This is a genomic window from Pseudomonas sp. TE4620, from assembly GCF_056279045.1.
Window position 1 is genome coordinate 5,648,025 of sequence record NZ_JBWBQO010000001.1, and the last position, 15,040, is coordinate 5,663,064.

The window sequence follows — 15,040 nt, forward strand, 5'->3', positions numbered from 1 at the left end:
GACGATGGCCGAAACACCGCGAGAGGCGGAGCAGAGCTCCAGCCTGAAAATCTACTTCCGGCTGCTGAGCTACGTGAAGCCGTATATCGGCATTTTTCTGCTGAGTATCATCGGCTTCGTGATCTTTGCCTCGACCCAGCCGATGCTGGCCGGCATCCTCAAGTACTTCGTCGATGGCTTGAGCAACCCGCAGGCGGTGTTGTTCCCCAACGTGCCGTATCTCAAGGACCTGCAACTGCTGCAGGCCGTGCCGCTGCTGATCGTGCTGATCGCCGCCTGGCAGGGTCTGGGCTCGTTCCTGGGCAACTACTTCCTGGCCAAGGTTTCCCTGGGTCTGGTTCACGACCTGCGGGTCGAGTTGTTCAACAAGCTGCTGGTGCTGCCCAACCGCTACTTTGACAGCCATAATTCCGGCCACCTGATTTCGCGCATCACCTTCAACGTGACCATGGTCACCGGTGCTGCGACCGATGCCATCAAGGTGGTGATCCGCGAAGGCCTGACCGTGGTCTTCCTGTTCATCTACCTGCTGTGGATGAACTGGAAACTGACCCTGGTGATGCTGGCGATCCTGCCGATCATCGCCGTGATGGTCGGTACCGCGAGCAAGAAATTCCGTAAGCAGAGCAAGAAGATCCAGGTGGCCATGGGCGATGTCACCCATGTTGCCTCGGAAACCATCCAGGGCTACCGCGTGGTGCGCAGCTTCGGTGGCGAGAGCTACGAGCAGCAGCGCTTTGCCAACGCCAGCCAGAGCAACACTGACAAGCAGCTGCGCATGACCAAGACCGGCGCGGTGTACACGCCGATGCTGCAACTGGTGATCTACACCGCCATGGCGGCATTGATGTTCCTGGTGCTGTTCCTGCGCGGCGAGGCTACTGCCGGTGACCTGGTAGCCTACATTACCGCAGCGGGCCTGTTGCCCAAGCCGATTCGGCAGTTGTCGGAGGTTAGCTCGACCATCCAGAAAGGCCTGGCCGGTGCCGAAAGCATCTTCGAGCAACTGGACGAGGCGCCGGAGGTCGACAGCGGCACCGTCGAGCTGGACCGTGTGGTCGGGCGTCTCGAGGTGCGCAACCTGAACTTTACCTATCCGGGTACTGACCGCCAGGTGCTGACCGATATTTCCTTTACCGCAGAGCCCGGGCAGATGATCGCCCTGGTGGGGCGTTCAGGTAGCGGCAAGTCGACCCTGGCGGCACTGATACCACGCTTCTATCACCACGATGACGGACAGATCCTCCTCGACGGCGTGGAGATCGAGAACTACCGCCTGCGCAACCTGCGCAAGCACGTCGCCCAGGTGACCCAGCACGTGACCCTGTTCAACGACACCGTGGCCAACAACATCGCTTATGGCGACTTGGCCGGGGCGCCGCGGGCCGAGATCGAAGCCGCTGCCGCCGATGCCTATGCCAAGGAGTTCGTCGAGCAGTTGCCGCAAGGCTTCGACACCCAGGTCGGTGAAAACGGCGTGCTGCTCTCCGGCGGCCAGCGCCAGCGCCTGGCGATTGCCCGGGCGTTGCTCAAGAATGCGCCATTGCTGATTCTCGACGAGGCCACGTCGGCCCTGGATACCGAGTCCGAGCGACACATCCAGGCCGCCCTGGATCATGTGATGAAAGGCCGCACCACCCTGGTGATCGCCCACCGCCTGTCGACCATCGAGAAGGCCGACATGATCCTGGTCATGGACCAGGGCAAGCTGGTCGAGCGTGGCACCCATACCGAGCTGCTGGCAGCCAACGGCTTTTACGCCAGGCTGCACGCCATGGGCCTGGACGAGCCGGCCAAGGTCGACATCACCTGAGTCAACCGCGCCGGGGCCTTGTGCCCCGGCAGCGTTTCCCTGGAATGCCTGGCAACAAGGCGGTAAACAAGCCGTCGCTTTGCCTGTGCTAATATCCTGCCCCTGTTAATTATTTTGTATATGGGTTGCCCATGAAGTTGTCCATGCCGCGTTTCGATCAAGCCCCGGTACTGGTGGTGGGCGATGTCATGCTCGACCGCTACTGGCATGGCGGTACCTCACGGATTTCACCTGAAGCGCCGGTGCCGGTGGTCAAGGTCGAACAGATCGAGGACCGTCCGGGCGGTGCCGCCAACGTCGCCTTGAACATCGCTGCCCTTGGCGCGCCGGCGGCGCTGGTCGGGGTGACCGGCCAGGACGAGGCTGCCGACAGCCTGGCCAACAGCCTGCAGGCTGCCGGTGTGCGCTCGATCTTCCAGCGTATCGCCCATCAGCCGACCATCGTCAAGCTGCGGGTCATGAGCCGCCACCAGCAGTTGCTGCGTATCGATTTCGAAGAACCCTTCGCCACCGACCCGCTGTCCCTGGGCGCCGAGGTCGATACCTTGCTCGACGGCGTCAAGGTGCTGGTGTTGTCGGACTACGGCAAGGGCGCGTTGAAAAACCACCAGAGCCTGATCCAGGCCGCCCGCGCCAAAGGCATTCCGGTGCTGGCCGACCCCAAGGGCAAGGATTTCTCGATCTACCGAGGCGCCAGCCTGATCACCCCGAACCTCAGCGAGTTCGAAACCATCGTTGGCCGTTGTGCCGACGAGGCCGAGCTGGTGGCCAAGGGCGCCCAGTTGATGAGCGAGCTGGAACTGGGTGCCTTGCTGGTGACCCGTGGCGAGCACGGCATGACCCTGCTGCGCCCCGATCACCCGGCCTTGCACTTGCCGGCCCGGGCCCGTGAAGTGTTCGACGTGACCGGTGCCGGTGACACTGTGATCTCGACCCTCGCCGCCGCCATCGCTGCCGGTGAAGAGCTGCCTCATGCGGTCGGCCTGGCAAACCTTGCCGCCGGTATCGTGGTGGGCAAGCTGGGTACTGCAGCTATCAGTGCCCCCGAGCTGCGCCGCGCGATCCAGCGCGAAGAGGGTTCCGAGCGTGGCGTACTGAGCCTCGACCAGTTGCTGCTGGCCATCGACGATGCCCGCGCGCACAACGAGAAGATCGTCTTCACCAACGGCTGCTTCGACATTCTCCATGCCGGCCACGTGACCTACCTGGAGCAGGCCCGGGCCCAGGGCGATCGCCTGATCGTCGCGGTCAACGACGACGCCTCGGTCAGCCGCCTTAAAGGCCCGGGCCGGCCGATCAACAGCGTTGACCGGCGCATGGCCGTACTCGCTGGCCTCGGCGCCGTGGACTGGGTGATCAGCTTCCCTGAGGGCACCCCGGAAAACCTGCTGAGCCAGGTCAAGCCGGATGTGCTGGTCAAGGGTGGTGACTACGGCATCGACCAGGTGGTCGGCGCCGACATCGTCAAGGCCTACGGCGGCACCGTGAAGGTGCTGGGGTTGGTGGAAAACAGCTCGACCACCGCCATCGTCGAGAAGATCCGCAAGAACTGAAGCATCGCGGGGCAAGTCGCCCCGCACTCGGCTCTACTTGCGCAGCCCGCCACGCGCCATCTGCAACAACTCCCGTGCCCTGCCGGTCAGCCGCTTCAAGCCGCTGTCCGGTTTTGCGGGTGTCAGGCCTTGCTGCCTGACCCAATCCTTCCAGCGAATCCGCTCATCCCTGACCAGCCAGCCATCCTGTTGGGCAAAGCTTTCTGCCAGGTACAGCCCGCGGGTGCTGGCCGGCACCAGGCGATCCTTGCTCAGGGTGTAGAGCTCGGCGCGTGGCTGGCCGTCTTCCAGCGGCATCAGGTACAGGTCGGGGCGTTTACGGTTGAGGCGCGCGACCAGTTGGTCGCCTTCAAGGCGTTCGTCGACGTGGAACAGGCTCAGTGACTTGGCCTCGCGTGGTACTTGCAGGCACAGGTCGTAGATCAGTTGCAGCGAGGCAGTTGGCAAGTGCACATATGCCCGTGGCCGTTCCAGCAATTGCAGGTTGGCGCAGCGTACCGGGCGTGCGGCGCCGGACTGCGGCGTCAGCACAAAGGGCAGGGCTTCGCGGTAGTGCAGGGCGTCGGCGTAGGGCGCCGGCAGCCAGGTATCGTTGAAGCGCCCGCCCAGCCAGCCTTCCGGGGTTTCCAGCAGGCATTCCTCGGCCACCTCCTGAATTGCCGTATGCAGCGGCAGGTTCAGCTCCTGGGCCGGCACATAGCCTGAAATCAGTTTCAGCACGACATCGCCACGGTCCTGGCGGCGCTGGCGTACCAGCACCCAGTAATCGCGGTTCTGCCAGCGCAGGGTCAGGCGCACCGAGACGCCGAGGTTGGCCAGTTCGACAGCAAAGTGCTGGCTGTCGGCAACCTGGATCGGCTTGCGCCGTTGCAGGGTCTGGGCGAAGTTCAGCGGCATGCCGATGCTCTGGTACACCAGCCCTTCGGGGCTGGCCTCGACGTGCAAGGGCAGGGTCTTGAAGTTGCTCGGGTTCTTGCGGATCAGCGTTCGCGGCATGTCGGCTCCGTCTTGCGTTGGGGTCGGCCGCGGCGGCGGCGTGAGTGTCAGCGGCGCAGCACCTTGGCAACGGTTGCCACGTTATGGGTCAGGTGCAGCGGATTGATGGTGCCGACAATAGCACTGCTGACCCCGGGGTGGGCGAACAGCAGTTCGAAGCTGGCGCGCACCGGGTCGACACCCGGGCTAAGGCACACATGGCCGCTGGCCAGGGCCTTTTTCACCAGGATCGCCTTGCCGTGGTTGGCGGCGTAATCAATCACCGGCCGTTCGGCTTGTTCGTTCAGATTGTAGGTGACCATGGCGCAATCGCCGCGTTCGAGCGCCTTGAGACCGCCCGCTGCGGTTTTGCCAGACAGCCCGAAACCACGGATCTTGCCCTCCTGCTTGAGGGCTTCGAGGGTTTGGTAAACCTCCTCGTGCTCAAGGATGTGCAAGTCGTTGCCGTCGGAATGCACCAGTACCAGGTCGATGCAGTCGGTTTCCAGGCGCTTGAGGCTACGCTCGATGGAAAAGCGCGTGTGCGCTGCGCTGAAGTCGAATCGCGACTGGCCGCCCTCGAACTCCTCGCCGACCTTGCTGACGATCACCCACTGGTCGCGCTGGCCGCGTAATAGCGGGCCGAGGCGTTCTTCGCTGCGGCCATAAGCGGGTGCGGTATCGATCAGGTTGATGCCCAGCTCGCGAGCCTGGGCCAGCAGCATCCGTGCTTCGTTGTCGTCAGGAATAGTGAAGCCGCTGGGATATTTGACGCCCTGGTCGCGGCCAAGCTTGACCGTGCCCAGGCCCAGTGGCGAAACCGTCAGACCGGTACTGCCGAGGGGCCGATGCAAATCGTGCAGGCTCGGCAGGCTCATGGCAGCAGTTGCTCCCACACCGGCAGGGCCATGGGCGGTCGCGGCAATTCGGGCAGGGCCGGCTGGCCGCCTGGCTTGATGCCGTCGCGCTCAAGGTTGGCCAGCACCCGGTCACTGAAGTCCGGCGCCAGGGCCAGCTTGGTCGGCCAGCCCACCAGCAGGCGTTGCTGCTCGGCGAGGAAGGCGTTGTCGGGGCGCACCAGGCCCGATTGCGCAGGCTCGGCGCGGTCGATGCGCACGGTGGCCCAGCGCACCTGGCTGAGGTCGATCCAGGGCAGCAGGTTGCTGACTTCTTTTTTCGCCGCGGCAATCTGCGCTTCAGGCTCGCGGGCTACGCCGTCGGCTTCGGCCAGGTCGCCGCCCAGGTACCAGACCCACTGGCCATCGGCGCCCGGGTGGCTGGTGACGGTGATGCGCGGCTTCGGCCCGCCGCCCAGGCAATGGGCGTACAGCGGCTTGAGGCTGGCGCCCTTGGCCATGACCATGTGCAGCGGCCGGCGCTGCATGGCTGGCTGGCTCAGGCCCAAGGCTTCGAGCAAGGCGGCGTTGCCGGCACCGGCGCTGAGCACCACGCGCTGGGCGCGAATTTCGCGGCCATCGACGCGCAGGCCGGCCAGTTCGCCATTCTCTTCAAACGGTTCGATGCTTTGCCCGGCAAGCAGGCTGTCACCGGCCAGTTCCGCGAGCTTGTTGAGCAGGCTTGGCACATCGACGACCAATTCGGCCAGGCGATAGACCTTGCCCTTGAAGGCACGGTCCTGCAGGGCGGGTGGCAACTGCTCGCCCTTGACCTGATCGACCCGGCCGCGCACGGCCTTGCTGGCAAAGAAGCTGGTGAGGTTGCCGGCCAGGGTGCCAGGTGACCACAGGTAGTGGGCTTCGGACAGCAGGCGCACGCCGGACAGGTCCAGCTCGCCATTGCCGGCCAGGGCCTCGCGCCAGCGCCGGGGCATGTCGGCGATGGCTTCCGAGGCGCCGGTCAGGGCACCGTGCAGCGCGTACTTGGCGCCACCGTGGATGATCCCCTGGGATTTGAGGGTCTGCTCGCCACCGAGGCTGGCGCGTTCCACCAGAACTGTCGAATAGCCGAGCCGGCGCAGGCGGGCATTGAGCCAGAGGCCTGCGACTCCGGCGCCGACGATCAGCACATCGGTGGAAATTACGGTTGGCATGCATGAACCTCACAAGCGTGGACAGACGCCCAGTATACAGCCTGTGAGCCATTGCACCTGTTGCCGATCAATGCCCGGCGGTTTTCGAGAAGACCTGGATCACCACCACGCCGCCGACGATCATGGCCATGCCGAGCATTGCCGGCAGGTCCAGCTTCTGGCCGTAGATCACCAGCGCGGCGATGCTGATCAGGACGATGCCCAGGCCCGACCAGATGGCATAGGCAATGCCCACCGGAATGCTGCGCACCACCAGGGTCAGCATCCAGAACGCCACGGCATAGCCACAGATCATCAGTAGCAGCGGCAGGGGCGTGCTCAGGCCCTTGACGGCTTTCATTGAGGCGGTGGCGATGACTTCTGCGCAGATGGCGATAGCCAGGTAGGTGTAGGCATTCATGACGGTGATCCTCTGTTCTGGCTGGGCATTCTAGAGCAAGCCTGAATGGGGTAAAGTCATTACCTATCTTTTCTGGAGATAGGTTGATGGCCGAGCAGTGGAATCTGGAGCAGTTGCGCATGTTCGTGCGGGTCGCCGAGCTGCGCTCGTTCTCGGCAGTAGCCCGTGAACAGCGCAAGGCGCAATCGGCGGTGAGCAACGGCATCGCTTTGCTTGAGGCTGACCTGGGGGTGACCCTGTTCGAGCGTAGCAGCGGCCGCCAGCCGCGCCTGAGCGAAGCCGGCGCAACCTTGCTGGAAGATGCCCGCGAGCTGCTGCGCCAGTGCGAGCGCCTGGATGGCCGGGCCCTGGCGCTGATGCGCGGGCAAGAGGCGCAATTGCGGGTGGCCCAGGATGAGGCCATGCCCTATCAACCGGTGATCGACAGCCTCGATGAGCTGGCCCGGCAGTTTCCCTTGCTCGAAGTACAGATGGCCAGCGGCGCCCAGGGCGACGTGGCGCGCAAGCTGATCGAGCGGCGCGCCGATCTTGGCCTGCTGTTCCACCATGACCAGATGCCGGTATCACTCGAGCGCCGGGCGGTGGGGCGGATCGAGATGGTTACTGCCTGCGCCGTGGATCATCCCTTGACCCGTCTTGAGCGCGTCAGTCGTCAGGACCTGGCCCGCCACCGCCAGTTGCTGATCACCCCGCAGGAAAGCGGCTACCCCGGTGGCGAGCCGATCAGCCCGCAGATCTGGCGCGCCGACAGCTTCTACGCCATGGCCGAATTGCTGATGCGTGGCCTGGGCTGGGCCTGGTTGCCGCGGCATGTGGTGCAATACCCCACCTACCAGGCGCAGATGGTCGAGCTTGCCAGCGAATGGACACCGCCAGCACTGGTGGTCGAGCTGGTGTGGCGCCGTGACGAGCCACTGGGGCCCGCCGCGCAGTGGTTGGCCGAACGCTTCGCAGTGCACTTGCGCGCCATTGGCTAGTACACTTCGGCGCCATGAACAGAACCCTCTATACCTTGCTGTTTCACCTGGGCCTGCCGCTGGTTGCGCTGCGCCTGTTCCTGCGTTCGCGCAAGGCGCCGGCCTATGGGCAGCGCATCGCCGAGCGTTTTGCCTGCAAGCTGCCGGCCATGGCCAGGGGCGGCATCTGGGTGCACGCGGTGTCGGTGGGCGAGAGCATTGCCGCCGCGCCGATGATTCGCGCCTTGCTGCAGGCTTATCCACAGCTGCCGATCACCATCACCTGCATGACCCCGACCGGTTCTGAGCGGGTGCGGGCGATGTTCGCCGACGAGCCGCGCATCCAGCACTGCTACCTGCCCTACGACTTGCCCTGGGCCGCCGGGCGCTTTCTCGATCACGTGCAGCCCAGGCTTGCGGTGATCATGGAGACCGAGCTGTGGCCTAACCACATTCATCAGTGCGCCCAGCGCGGTATTCCGGTGGCCCTGGCCAATGCGCGGTTGTCCGAGCGTTCGGCGCGGGGCTATGCGCGCTTTGCTGGCCTGACCCGACCGATGCTGGCCGAGATGAGCCTGATCGCGGTACAGACCGAAACCGAAGCCCAGCGCTTTCGCCAGTTGGGCGCGCGACCGGAATGCGTGCAGGTAACCGGCTCGATCAAGTTCGACCTGAGCATTGACGAGCAACTGTTGCCGCGCGCCCGTGCCCTGCGTGAGCAGTGGCAGGCCGGCCAGCGGCCGGTATGGATCGCGGCCAGTACCCATGAAGGCGAGGACCCGATCATTCTCGCCGCCCACCGGCAGTTGCGCGAACACCATGCCGACGCCTTGCTGATCCTTGTGCCGCGTCACCCGGAGCGCTTTAACAGCGTGTTCGAGCTGTGCCGCGGGCAGTTGCCGACGGTGCGCCGTTCCAGTGGTGAAGCGGTCGCGGCTGATACCGCAGTGTTGCTTGGCGACACCATGGGCGAGCTGCTGTTTCTCTATGCCCTGGCCGATATCGCCTTCGTAGGCGGCAGCCTGGTGGCCAATGGCGGGCACAACCTGCTGGAGCCGGCGGCGCTGGCGCTGCCGGTGCTCAGTGGCCCGCATCTGTTCAACTTCCTGGAAATTGCGGCGATGCTGCGCGAGGCCGGCGCCTTGCAGGAAGTCGATGATGCCCAGGGGCTGGCGGCCGAAGTTCGCCGCCTGATTGAGTTGCCGCGGGATGCGCAGCGCATGGGCGCGGCGGGGTTGGCGGTGATGAAGGCCAACCAGGGGGCCTTGCAGCGCTTGCTTGAAGGCTTGGGGCGCTTGCTCTGACGTCATCGCGGGTCAAGTCGAGGCGTCGCACCGCCGCTCCCACAGTAGGAGCGGCGGTGCGACGCCTCGACTTGACCCGCGATGCTTTTCAGGGCCGGGCTTCGAAGTTGGCCTTGGCCGCTGCTGCCAGGTCTGGCGGCAGGAAGTCCTTGTCCGGGTTGTAGTCCGGTTTCAGGTAGCGGCTCAAATCGCTCAGGTCCTGCGGGCTCAAGGTGCCAGCGGCTTGCTTCAGGCGCAGGTTGTCGAGGATGTAGTCGTAGCGGGTGTTGTTGTAGTCACGCACCGAGGTGTACAGCTGGCGCTGGGCATCGAGCACGTCGACGATGTTGCGGGTACCGACCTGGTAGCCGATTTCGGTGGCTTCCAGGGCGCTCTGGTTGGAGATGATCGACTGCTTGCGCGCTTGCACCTGCTCGACGTCGGTGTTCACCGCGCGGTGCAGGTTGCGGGTGTTTTCCACCACCTGGCGGCGCAGGCTCTCGCGCTGCTGCTCGCTCTGGCTCAGGCGCTGGTAAGCCTCGCGTACCTGCGAGCTGGTCAGGCCGCCGCTGTAGATCGGAATGTTCAACTGCAGGCCGATGCTGGTCTGCTCGACATCGCCGCTGTAGTTCTGCCCGGTGAGGTTGGGGTTGGAAAAGCCCAGGCTGTCGTTGTCGCCCTTCTGGTAGCGCGCTACCGCATCGACGGTCGGCGCGTGCCCGGCCTTGCGCTGGTGCAGGGTCTCTTCGGCGGCGCTCACCGCGTAGTTGGTGGCCAGCAGGTTGAGGTTCTGCTTGCCGGCAGTCTCGACCCAGGCTTTGGCGTCGTTCGGCACCGGCAGTTGCACCGGCAAGGTGTGGACGATGCCCTGCACCGAGTTGTAGTCGCGGTTGGTCAGGGTGATCAGCGCCTCGAAGGCGTCGTCGACCTGGCGCTGGGCAACGATGCGGTTGGCCCGGGCGGTGTCGTAGCTGGCCTGGGACTGCAGCACGTCGGTCTTGTCCGACAGGCCAACGTCAAAACGCTCGTTGGACTGGTCGAGCTGGCGCTTGAACGCCGCTTCTTCGGCCTTGGTCGAGGCCAGGGTGTCCTGGGCGCGCAGCACGGCGAAATAGTTTTCGGCGCTTTGCAGGATCAGGTTCTGCTCGGTGGCCGACAGCTCCAGTGCCGCCTGTTCGTTGACCGCTTCGGCCGCTTGCAACTGGAACCAGCGATCAGCGCGAAAGACCGGCTGGGCCAGGGTTGCGGACCAGGAGTTGCCGCTGCGGTTGGCGGTAATCGAAGGGCTGTCGATCTTGGTGCGGTTGTTCATCATTTCGGCGCCGGCCGAAAGGTTCGGCAGCAGGCCGGCACGGGCCTGGGGCACCACTTCCTTCTGGGCGCCGTAGTTGGCGCGGGCGGCCGCCAGGTCGGCGTTATTGTTCACGGCTTCCTGATAGACGCTGACCAGGTCGGTCTTCGCCGACAGGGGCACGTCCGCTGCCCAGGCCATTCCGTTGGTAGCACAAGACACGGCAAGGGCCAGTGAAAGTTTGCGCAGCATAGGGCAATCCTTGAACGGTGAGAATTTCTGAACTGGTGAGTGTAGTTGCGCAGCCATTTTGCAACAATCCGCTATTTGCGCCATTTATCGTGTCCATGTCCAGGTGCTTGGCTTTGTATGCCACTCCAGCTTAGACTGGCCGCGTTCTTGTCGGGGTGCCTTGTGTTGAGGCTGAGATCGGATAATCCGGATCCCGTTGAACCTGATCAGGTTAGCGCCTGCGTAGGGAACAAGATTTCTCGCTTTCCCGGCGAGTCTCTTGTGCCAGGTCCGGGAATGTCGAGTCAGCCACCACAGCTGCAGGCATCACCGCGCATTTGGCACAGCACCACCCATGGTGCGTCCGTGCCTTTCAGGTTCTCCCCGACATTCCACTGCTAGGAAGCCGTCTGGAGAGCCTGTGATGAGTAAACAAGAAAAATATACCAATCTGAGTGAATCGGCCCGGGTCGATCAACAATCCGTACAGCCATTCACCCGCTCGCGCAAAATCTATGTCGAAGGCTCGCGCCCGGACATCCGCGTGCCCATGCGTGAAATCAGCCTCGACGACACCCCGACCGACTTCGGCGGCGAAGCCAACGCCCCGGTACTGGTCTACGACACTTCCGGCCCCTACACCGACCCTAGCGTTATCATCGACGTGCGCAAGGGCCTGGGCGACGTACGCTCGGCCTGGATCGACGCCCGTGGCGATACCGAGCGCCTGGCCGGCCTGTCGTCGTACTTCGGCCAGCAGCGCCTGGCCGATGCCGAGCTGACCAAGCTGCGTTTTGCCCACGTGCGCAATCCGCGCCGGGCCAAGGCCGGCGCCAACGTCAGCCAGATGCACTACGCCCGCCAGGGCATCATCACCGCCGAGATGGAATACGTTGCCATCCGCGAAAACATGAAGCTGCAAGAAGCCCGTGCCGCCGGCCTGCTTGACCAACAGCATGCCGGGCACAGCTTCGGCGCGAGCATCCCGAAAGAAATCACCGCCGAATTCGTCCGCGAAGAAATCGCCCGCGGCCGCGCGATCATCCCGGCCAACATCAACCACGTGGAGCTGGAGCCGATGATCATCGGCCGCAACTTCCTGGTGAAGATCAACGGCAACATCGGTAACAGCGCCCTGGGCTCGTCCATCGAAGAAGAAGTGGCCAAGCTGACCTGGGGCATCCGCTGGGGCTCGGACACGGTGATGGACCTGTCCACCGGCAAGCACATCCACGAAACCCGCGAGTGGATCATCCGCAACTCGCCAGTGCCAATCGGTACCGTACCGATCTACCAGGCCCTTGAGAAGGTCAATGGCGTGGCCGAAGACCTGACCTGGGAGCTGTTTCGCGACACCCTGATCGAACAGGCCGAGCAAGGCGTTGACTACTTCACCATCCACGCCGGCGTACTGCTGCGCTATGTGCCGCTGACCGCCAAGCGCGTCACCGGCATCGTCAGCCGCGGTGGCTCGATCATGGCCAAGTGGTGCCTGGCGCACCACAAAGAGAACTTCCTCTACACCCACTTCGACGAAATCTGCGAAATCATGAAGGCCTACGACGTCAGCTTCTCGCTCGGCGATGGCCTGCGTCCGGGCTCGATTGCCGACGCCAACGACGAAGCGCAGTTCGGCGAACTGGAAACCCTCGGCGAGCTGACCAAGATCGCCTGGAAGCATGACGTCCAGTGCATGATCGAAGGCCCGGGCCACGTGCCGATGCAGTTGATCAAGGAGAACATGGACAAGCAGCTCGAATGCTGCGAGGAAGCGCCGTTCTACACCCTTGGCCCGCTGACCACCGACATTGCCCCGGGCTACGATCACATTACCTCGGGCATCGGTGCGGCGATGATCGGCTGGTTCGGTTGCGCCATGCTCTGCTACGTGACGCCCAAGGAACACCTGGGCCTGCCGAACAAGGATGACGTCAAGACCGGCATCATCACCTACAAGATCGCCGCCCATGCCGCCGACCTCGCCAAGGGCCATCCCGGCGCGCAGATCCGCGACAACGCACTGTCCAAGGCGCGCTTCGAATTCCGCTGGGAAGACCAGTTCAACCTCGGCCTGGACCCGGACACCGCACGCAGCTTCCATGACGAAACCCTGCCCAAGGATTCGGCCAAGGTCGCGCACTTCTGCTCGATGTGCGGGCCGAAGTTCTGCTCGATGAAGATCACCCAGGAAGTGCGTGAATACGCTGCCAACCAGCGCATCGAAGCGGTGGACGTGGCGCTCGAGGATGGCATGCGCGAGCAGGCCGAGCGGTTCCGCCAGGAAGGCAGCCAGTTGTACAAAAAAGTCTGACCCGATTAACGGGTAAAACCTGCTCCCCCTGTGGGAGCGGGCTCGACCCGCGATAGGGCCTTAAAGAACAACTACTTCCCTCCTGTCGAGACCACACTCGTGAGCACACCCAGCCAGTTTTCCCCCGATCACCCGGTCAGCGCCGAGCAACGCGTGCTCAGCGGCCGCGACCTCTGTTCCTTGTGGTTTTCCCTCGGCATCGGCCTGATGGTGCTGCAGACCGGTGCTTTGCTCGGCCCCGGCCTGGGCCTGGCCAATGCTGTGCTGGCGATCATCGTCGGCACCAGCGTCGGCGTGTTGCTGCTCGCCGCGGTCGCGGTCATCGGCAGTGATACCGGCCTGTCGTCGATGGCCGCCCTGCGCCGCAGCCTGGGCAGCAATGGCGCGCGTCTGCCAGCCATGCTCAACCTCCTGCAACTGATCGGCTGGGGCTCGTTCGAAATCATCGTCATGCGCGATGCCGCCAGCCTGCTTGGCGAGCGCGCCTTCGGCGAAGGCAGCGTGCTGACCAATCCGTTGCTGTGGACCTTGTGCTTCGGCGCGCTGGCCACCTTGCTGGCGGTCAGCGGGCCGTTGACCTTCGTGCGCAAGATTTTGCGCAAGTGGGGCATCTGGCTGCTGATCGGCGCCTGCCTGTGGCTGACCTGGAACCTGTTTGCCAAGGCCGACCTGGCCGCGCTGTGGGCGCGCGCCGGTGATGGTTCGATGCCGCTGGCGATCGGCATTGATATTGCCATCGCCATGCCGCTGTCGTGGCTGCCATTGATTGCCGACTACTCACGCTTCAGCCAGCGCGCCAGCCGGGTGTTTGCCGGCACGGCGCTGGGCTATTTCATCGGCAACGTGTGGATGATGAGCCTGGGCGTGGCCTACACCCTGGCCTTTGCCCCGGCGGGCGAGGTCAATACCTTGCTGCTGGCCCTGGCTGGCGCCGGCCTGGGCATTCCGTTGCTGCTGATCCTGCTCGATGAGTCGGAAAAAGCTTTTGCCGATATTCACTCGGCGGCGGTCTCCACAGGTTTTCTGCTGCGCTTGAAGGTCGAGCACCTGGCCTTGGCCATTGGCGTGCTGTGCACCCTGATCGCCAGCTTGGCGCCGCTGGCGCAGTACCAGAACTTCCTGTTGCTGATCGGCTCGGTGTTCGCGCCGCTGTTCGGCGTGGTGCTGGTCGATCACTTCATCGTCCGCCGCCGGCGCAGCGACTCAAGCCCGATCCACAGCCTGCACTGGCCGGCATTGCTGGCCTGGGCGATTGGCGTAGCGGCTTACCATTTGCTGGCGCACTACGCGCCGAACGTCGGCTCGACCCTGCCGGCCTTGCTGCTGGCAGGGGTGGTCTATTGGGCCGCCGCGCCGGCAGTCAGCCGCGACCGGGAAACAACTCCGGCCTGATCACGCCGTTCAGGCGCGGGTAGGGGATTTTCAGCTCGATATGGCCCATGGAGTACGGGGCGATGGCATAGACCTCGTACTTCAGCACCACCGCGCCGTAGGTCAGGGCGATGTGCGGGGTCTGGCGGAACGGCCAGGTCTTGACGAACTCGGCGTCCTTGTCCATGCCGGTGCTGATCAGCCAGCCTTTATGGGCTTCTTCGGCGGTCTTCCAGAAGGTCGCTTCCTGGCCCGGCACCAGCATGTCCTGCAGGCTCAGTACCTTGTCCTGCTGGCGCGAATAGTTGATGAAGCCGCGTCCGGGCATGCCGTGGGCGCCGCCGGTGTCCAGGTAGCTGGACAGTTCGATGATCACCAGTCCGTCATGCTGCTCGCGTACCTTGGCTTGCAGGTAGCTGCTGTTGCGGCTTTGTGCGCTGGCCATGAACTGCTCTTCGTAGGCTTTGAGCGAGCTGGGCAGGGCGCTGCGCTCGTTGTCCTGGGTCAGTTGCAGCAGGCGTTTCTCGACGATCCCGTCCAGCTTGGGGTTGGCCGGGAAGTGGATGGTGTCGATGTTGACCAGCGGGCAATCGGCATTGCTGCAACCGGGCTTGATGTGCTCCCAACGGTCGCGCTTGACCTCCAGCGGCGTGCGCATGTTGGGCTGGAACAGGCTCTGACAAGCGCCAAGGGCCAGGGCCAGCACGGCCACGGAAGTCAGTTTCACAAGCGTCATGATGATCCTTGTAAGGCAAAGGTGATCGGACTTGGACCGTCGGCAAGGCCTTCAGTTCGCCACTAAGCTG

12 protein-coding genes and 1 riboswitch are annotated in these 15,040 nt (G+C 64.1%); of the genes, 6 read left to right on the forward strand and 6 right to left on the reverse strand.

Annotated features, from left to right (window positions below):
- Window positions 1-4: 4 nt before the first annotated feature.
- On the forward strand, window positions 5-1,813 hold the full coding sequence (gene msbA / locus ACZ9A3_RS26190) for a lipid A export permease/ATP-binding protein MsbA (RefSeq protein ID WP_045193777.1): 1,809 nt from the start codon (window positions 5-7) through the stop codon (window positions 1,811-1,813).
- A 131-nt stretch (window positions 1,814-1,944) separates the two neighbouring features.
- Complete coding sequence (gene hldE / locus ACZ9A3_RS26195; RefSeq protein ID WP_045193776.1) at window positions 1,945-3,366, forward strand: bifunctional D-glycero-beta-D-manno-heptose-7-phosphate kinase/D-glycero-beta-D-manno-heptose 1-phosphate adenylyltransferase HldE; 1,422 nt, start codon at window positions 1,945-1,947, stop codon at window positions 3,364-3,366.
- Window positions 3,367-3,399: 33 nt separating this feature from the next.
- Here the strand turns inward: hldE and ACZ9A3_RS26200 are convergent, their stop codons facing one another.
- From ACZ9A3_RS26200 to ACZ9A3_RS26215, 4 genes are all read right to left on the reverse strand, one after another.
- Entirely contained in the window at window positions 3,400-4,362 is a 963-nt protein-coding gene (locus tag ACZ9A3_RS26200; protein ID WP_045193775.1) for a hypothetical protein, read from the reverse strand.
- Between the two features lie 47 nt (window positions 4,363-4,409).
- Complete coding sequence (locus ACZ9A3_RS26205) at window positions 4,410-5,219, reverse strand: aldo/keto reductase (RefSeq protein WP_476253270.1); 810 nt, start codon at window positions 5,217-5,219, stop codon at window positions 4,410-4,412.
- Window positions 5,216-6,391, reverse strand: a complete 1,176-nt coding sequence (locus tag ACZ9A3_RS26210; RefSeq protein WP_093376795.1) for an NAD(P)/FAD-dependent oxidoreductase — start codon at window positions 6,389-6,391, stop codon at window positions 5,216-5,218. Before ACZ9A3_RS26210 ends, ACZ9A3_RS26205 begins: the two co-directional genes overlap by 4 nt.
- Window positions 6,392-6,458: 67 nt before the next feature.
- Window positions 6,459-6,791, reverse strand: a complete 333-nt coding sequence (locus tag ACZ9A3_RS26215; RefSeq protein ID WP_476253271.1) for a DMT family transporter — start codon at window positions 6,789-6,791, stop codon at window positions 6,459-6,461.
- An 86-nt stretch (window positions 6,792-6,877) separates the two neighbouring features.
- Between ACZ9A3_RS26215 and ACZ9A3_RS26220 the strand changes: the two genes are divergently transcribed.
- On the forward strand, window positions 6,878-7,768 hold the full coding sequence (locus ACZ9A3_RS26220) for a LysR family transcriptional regulator (RefSeq protein WP_045193769.1): 891 nt from the start codon (window positions 6,878-6,880) through the stop codon (window positions 7,766-7,768).
- A 14-nt stretch (window positions 7,769-7,782) separates the two neighbouring features.
- Window positions 7,783-9,051 carry a lipid IV(A) 3-deoxy-D-manno-octulosonic acid transferase gene (gene waaA, locus ACZ9A3_RS26225; protein ID WP_476253272.1) on the forward strand — a complete coding sequence of 423 codons (1,269 nt, stop codon included), beginning with the start codon at window positions 7,783-7,785 and terminating at the stop codon, window positions 9,049-9,051.
- An 88-nt stretch (window positions 9,052-9,139) separates the two neighbouring features.
- Here the strand turns inward: waaA and ACZ9A3_RS26230 are convergent, their stop codons facing one another.
- Window positions 9,140-10,573, reverse strand: coding sequence for a TolC family outer membrane protein (locus ACZ9A3_RS26230; protein WP_476253273.1), 1,434 nt, complete (start codon window positions 10,571-10,573; stop codon window positions 9,140-9,142).
- A 141-nt stretch (window positions 10,574-10,714) separates the two neighbouring features.
- A riboswitch (TPP riboswitch) is annotated at window positions 10,715-10,819 on the forward strand.
- 157 nt (window positions 10,820-10,976) lie between these two features.
- Between ACZ9A3_RS26230 and thiC the strand changes: the two genes are divergently transcribed.
- Both thiC and cytX read left to right on the forward strand, forming a co-directional pair.
- A complete protein-coding gene (gene thiC, locus ACZ9A3_RS26235) occupies window positions 10,977-12,863 on the forward strand; it encodes a phosphomethylpyrimidine synthase ThiC (protein WP_476253274.1) in 1,887 nt (628 codons plus the stop codon).
- Between the two features lie 99 nt (window positions 12,864-12,962).
- Window positions 12,963-14,255: a putative hydroxymethylpyrimidine transporter CytX gene (cytX, locus tag ACZ9A3_RS26240; RefSeq protein WP_195885542.1), complete on the forward strand. Its 1,293-nt coding sequence runs from the start codon at window positions 12,963-12,965 to the stop codon at window positions 14,253-14,255.
- On the opposite strand, the gene ACZ9A3_RS26245 is transcribed toward cytX, so the two are convergent.
- Complete coding sequence (locus ACZ9A3_RS26245; RefSeq protein ID WP_093376769.1) at window positions 14,224-14,970, reverse strand: RsiV family protein; 747 nt, start codon at window positions 14,968-14,970, stop codon at window positions 14,224-14,226. The two genes, cytX and ACZ9A3_RS26245, sit on opposite strands and share 32 nt — an antisense overlap.
- Window positions 14,971-15,040: the final 70 nt, after the last annotated feature.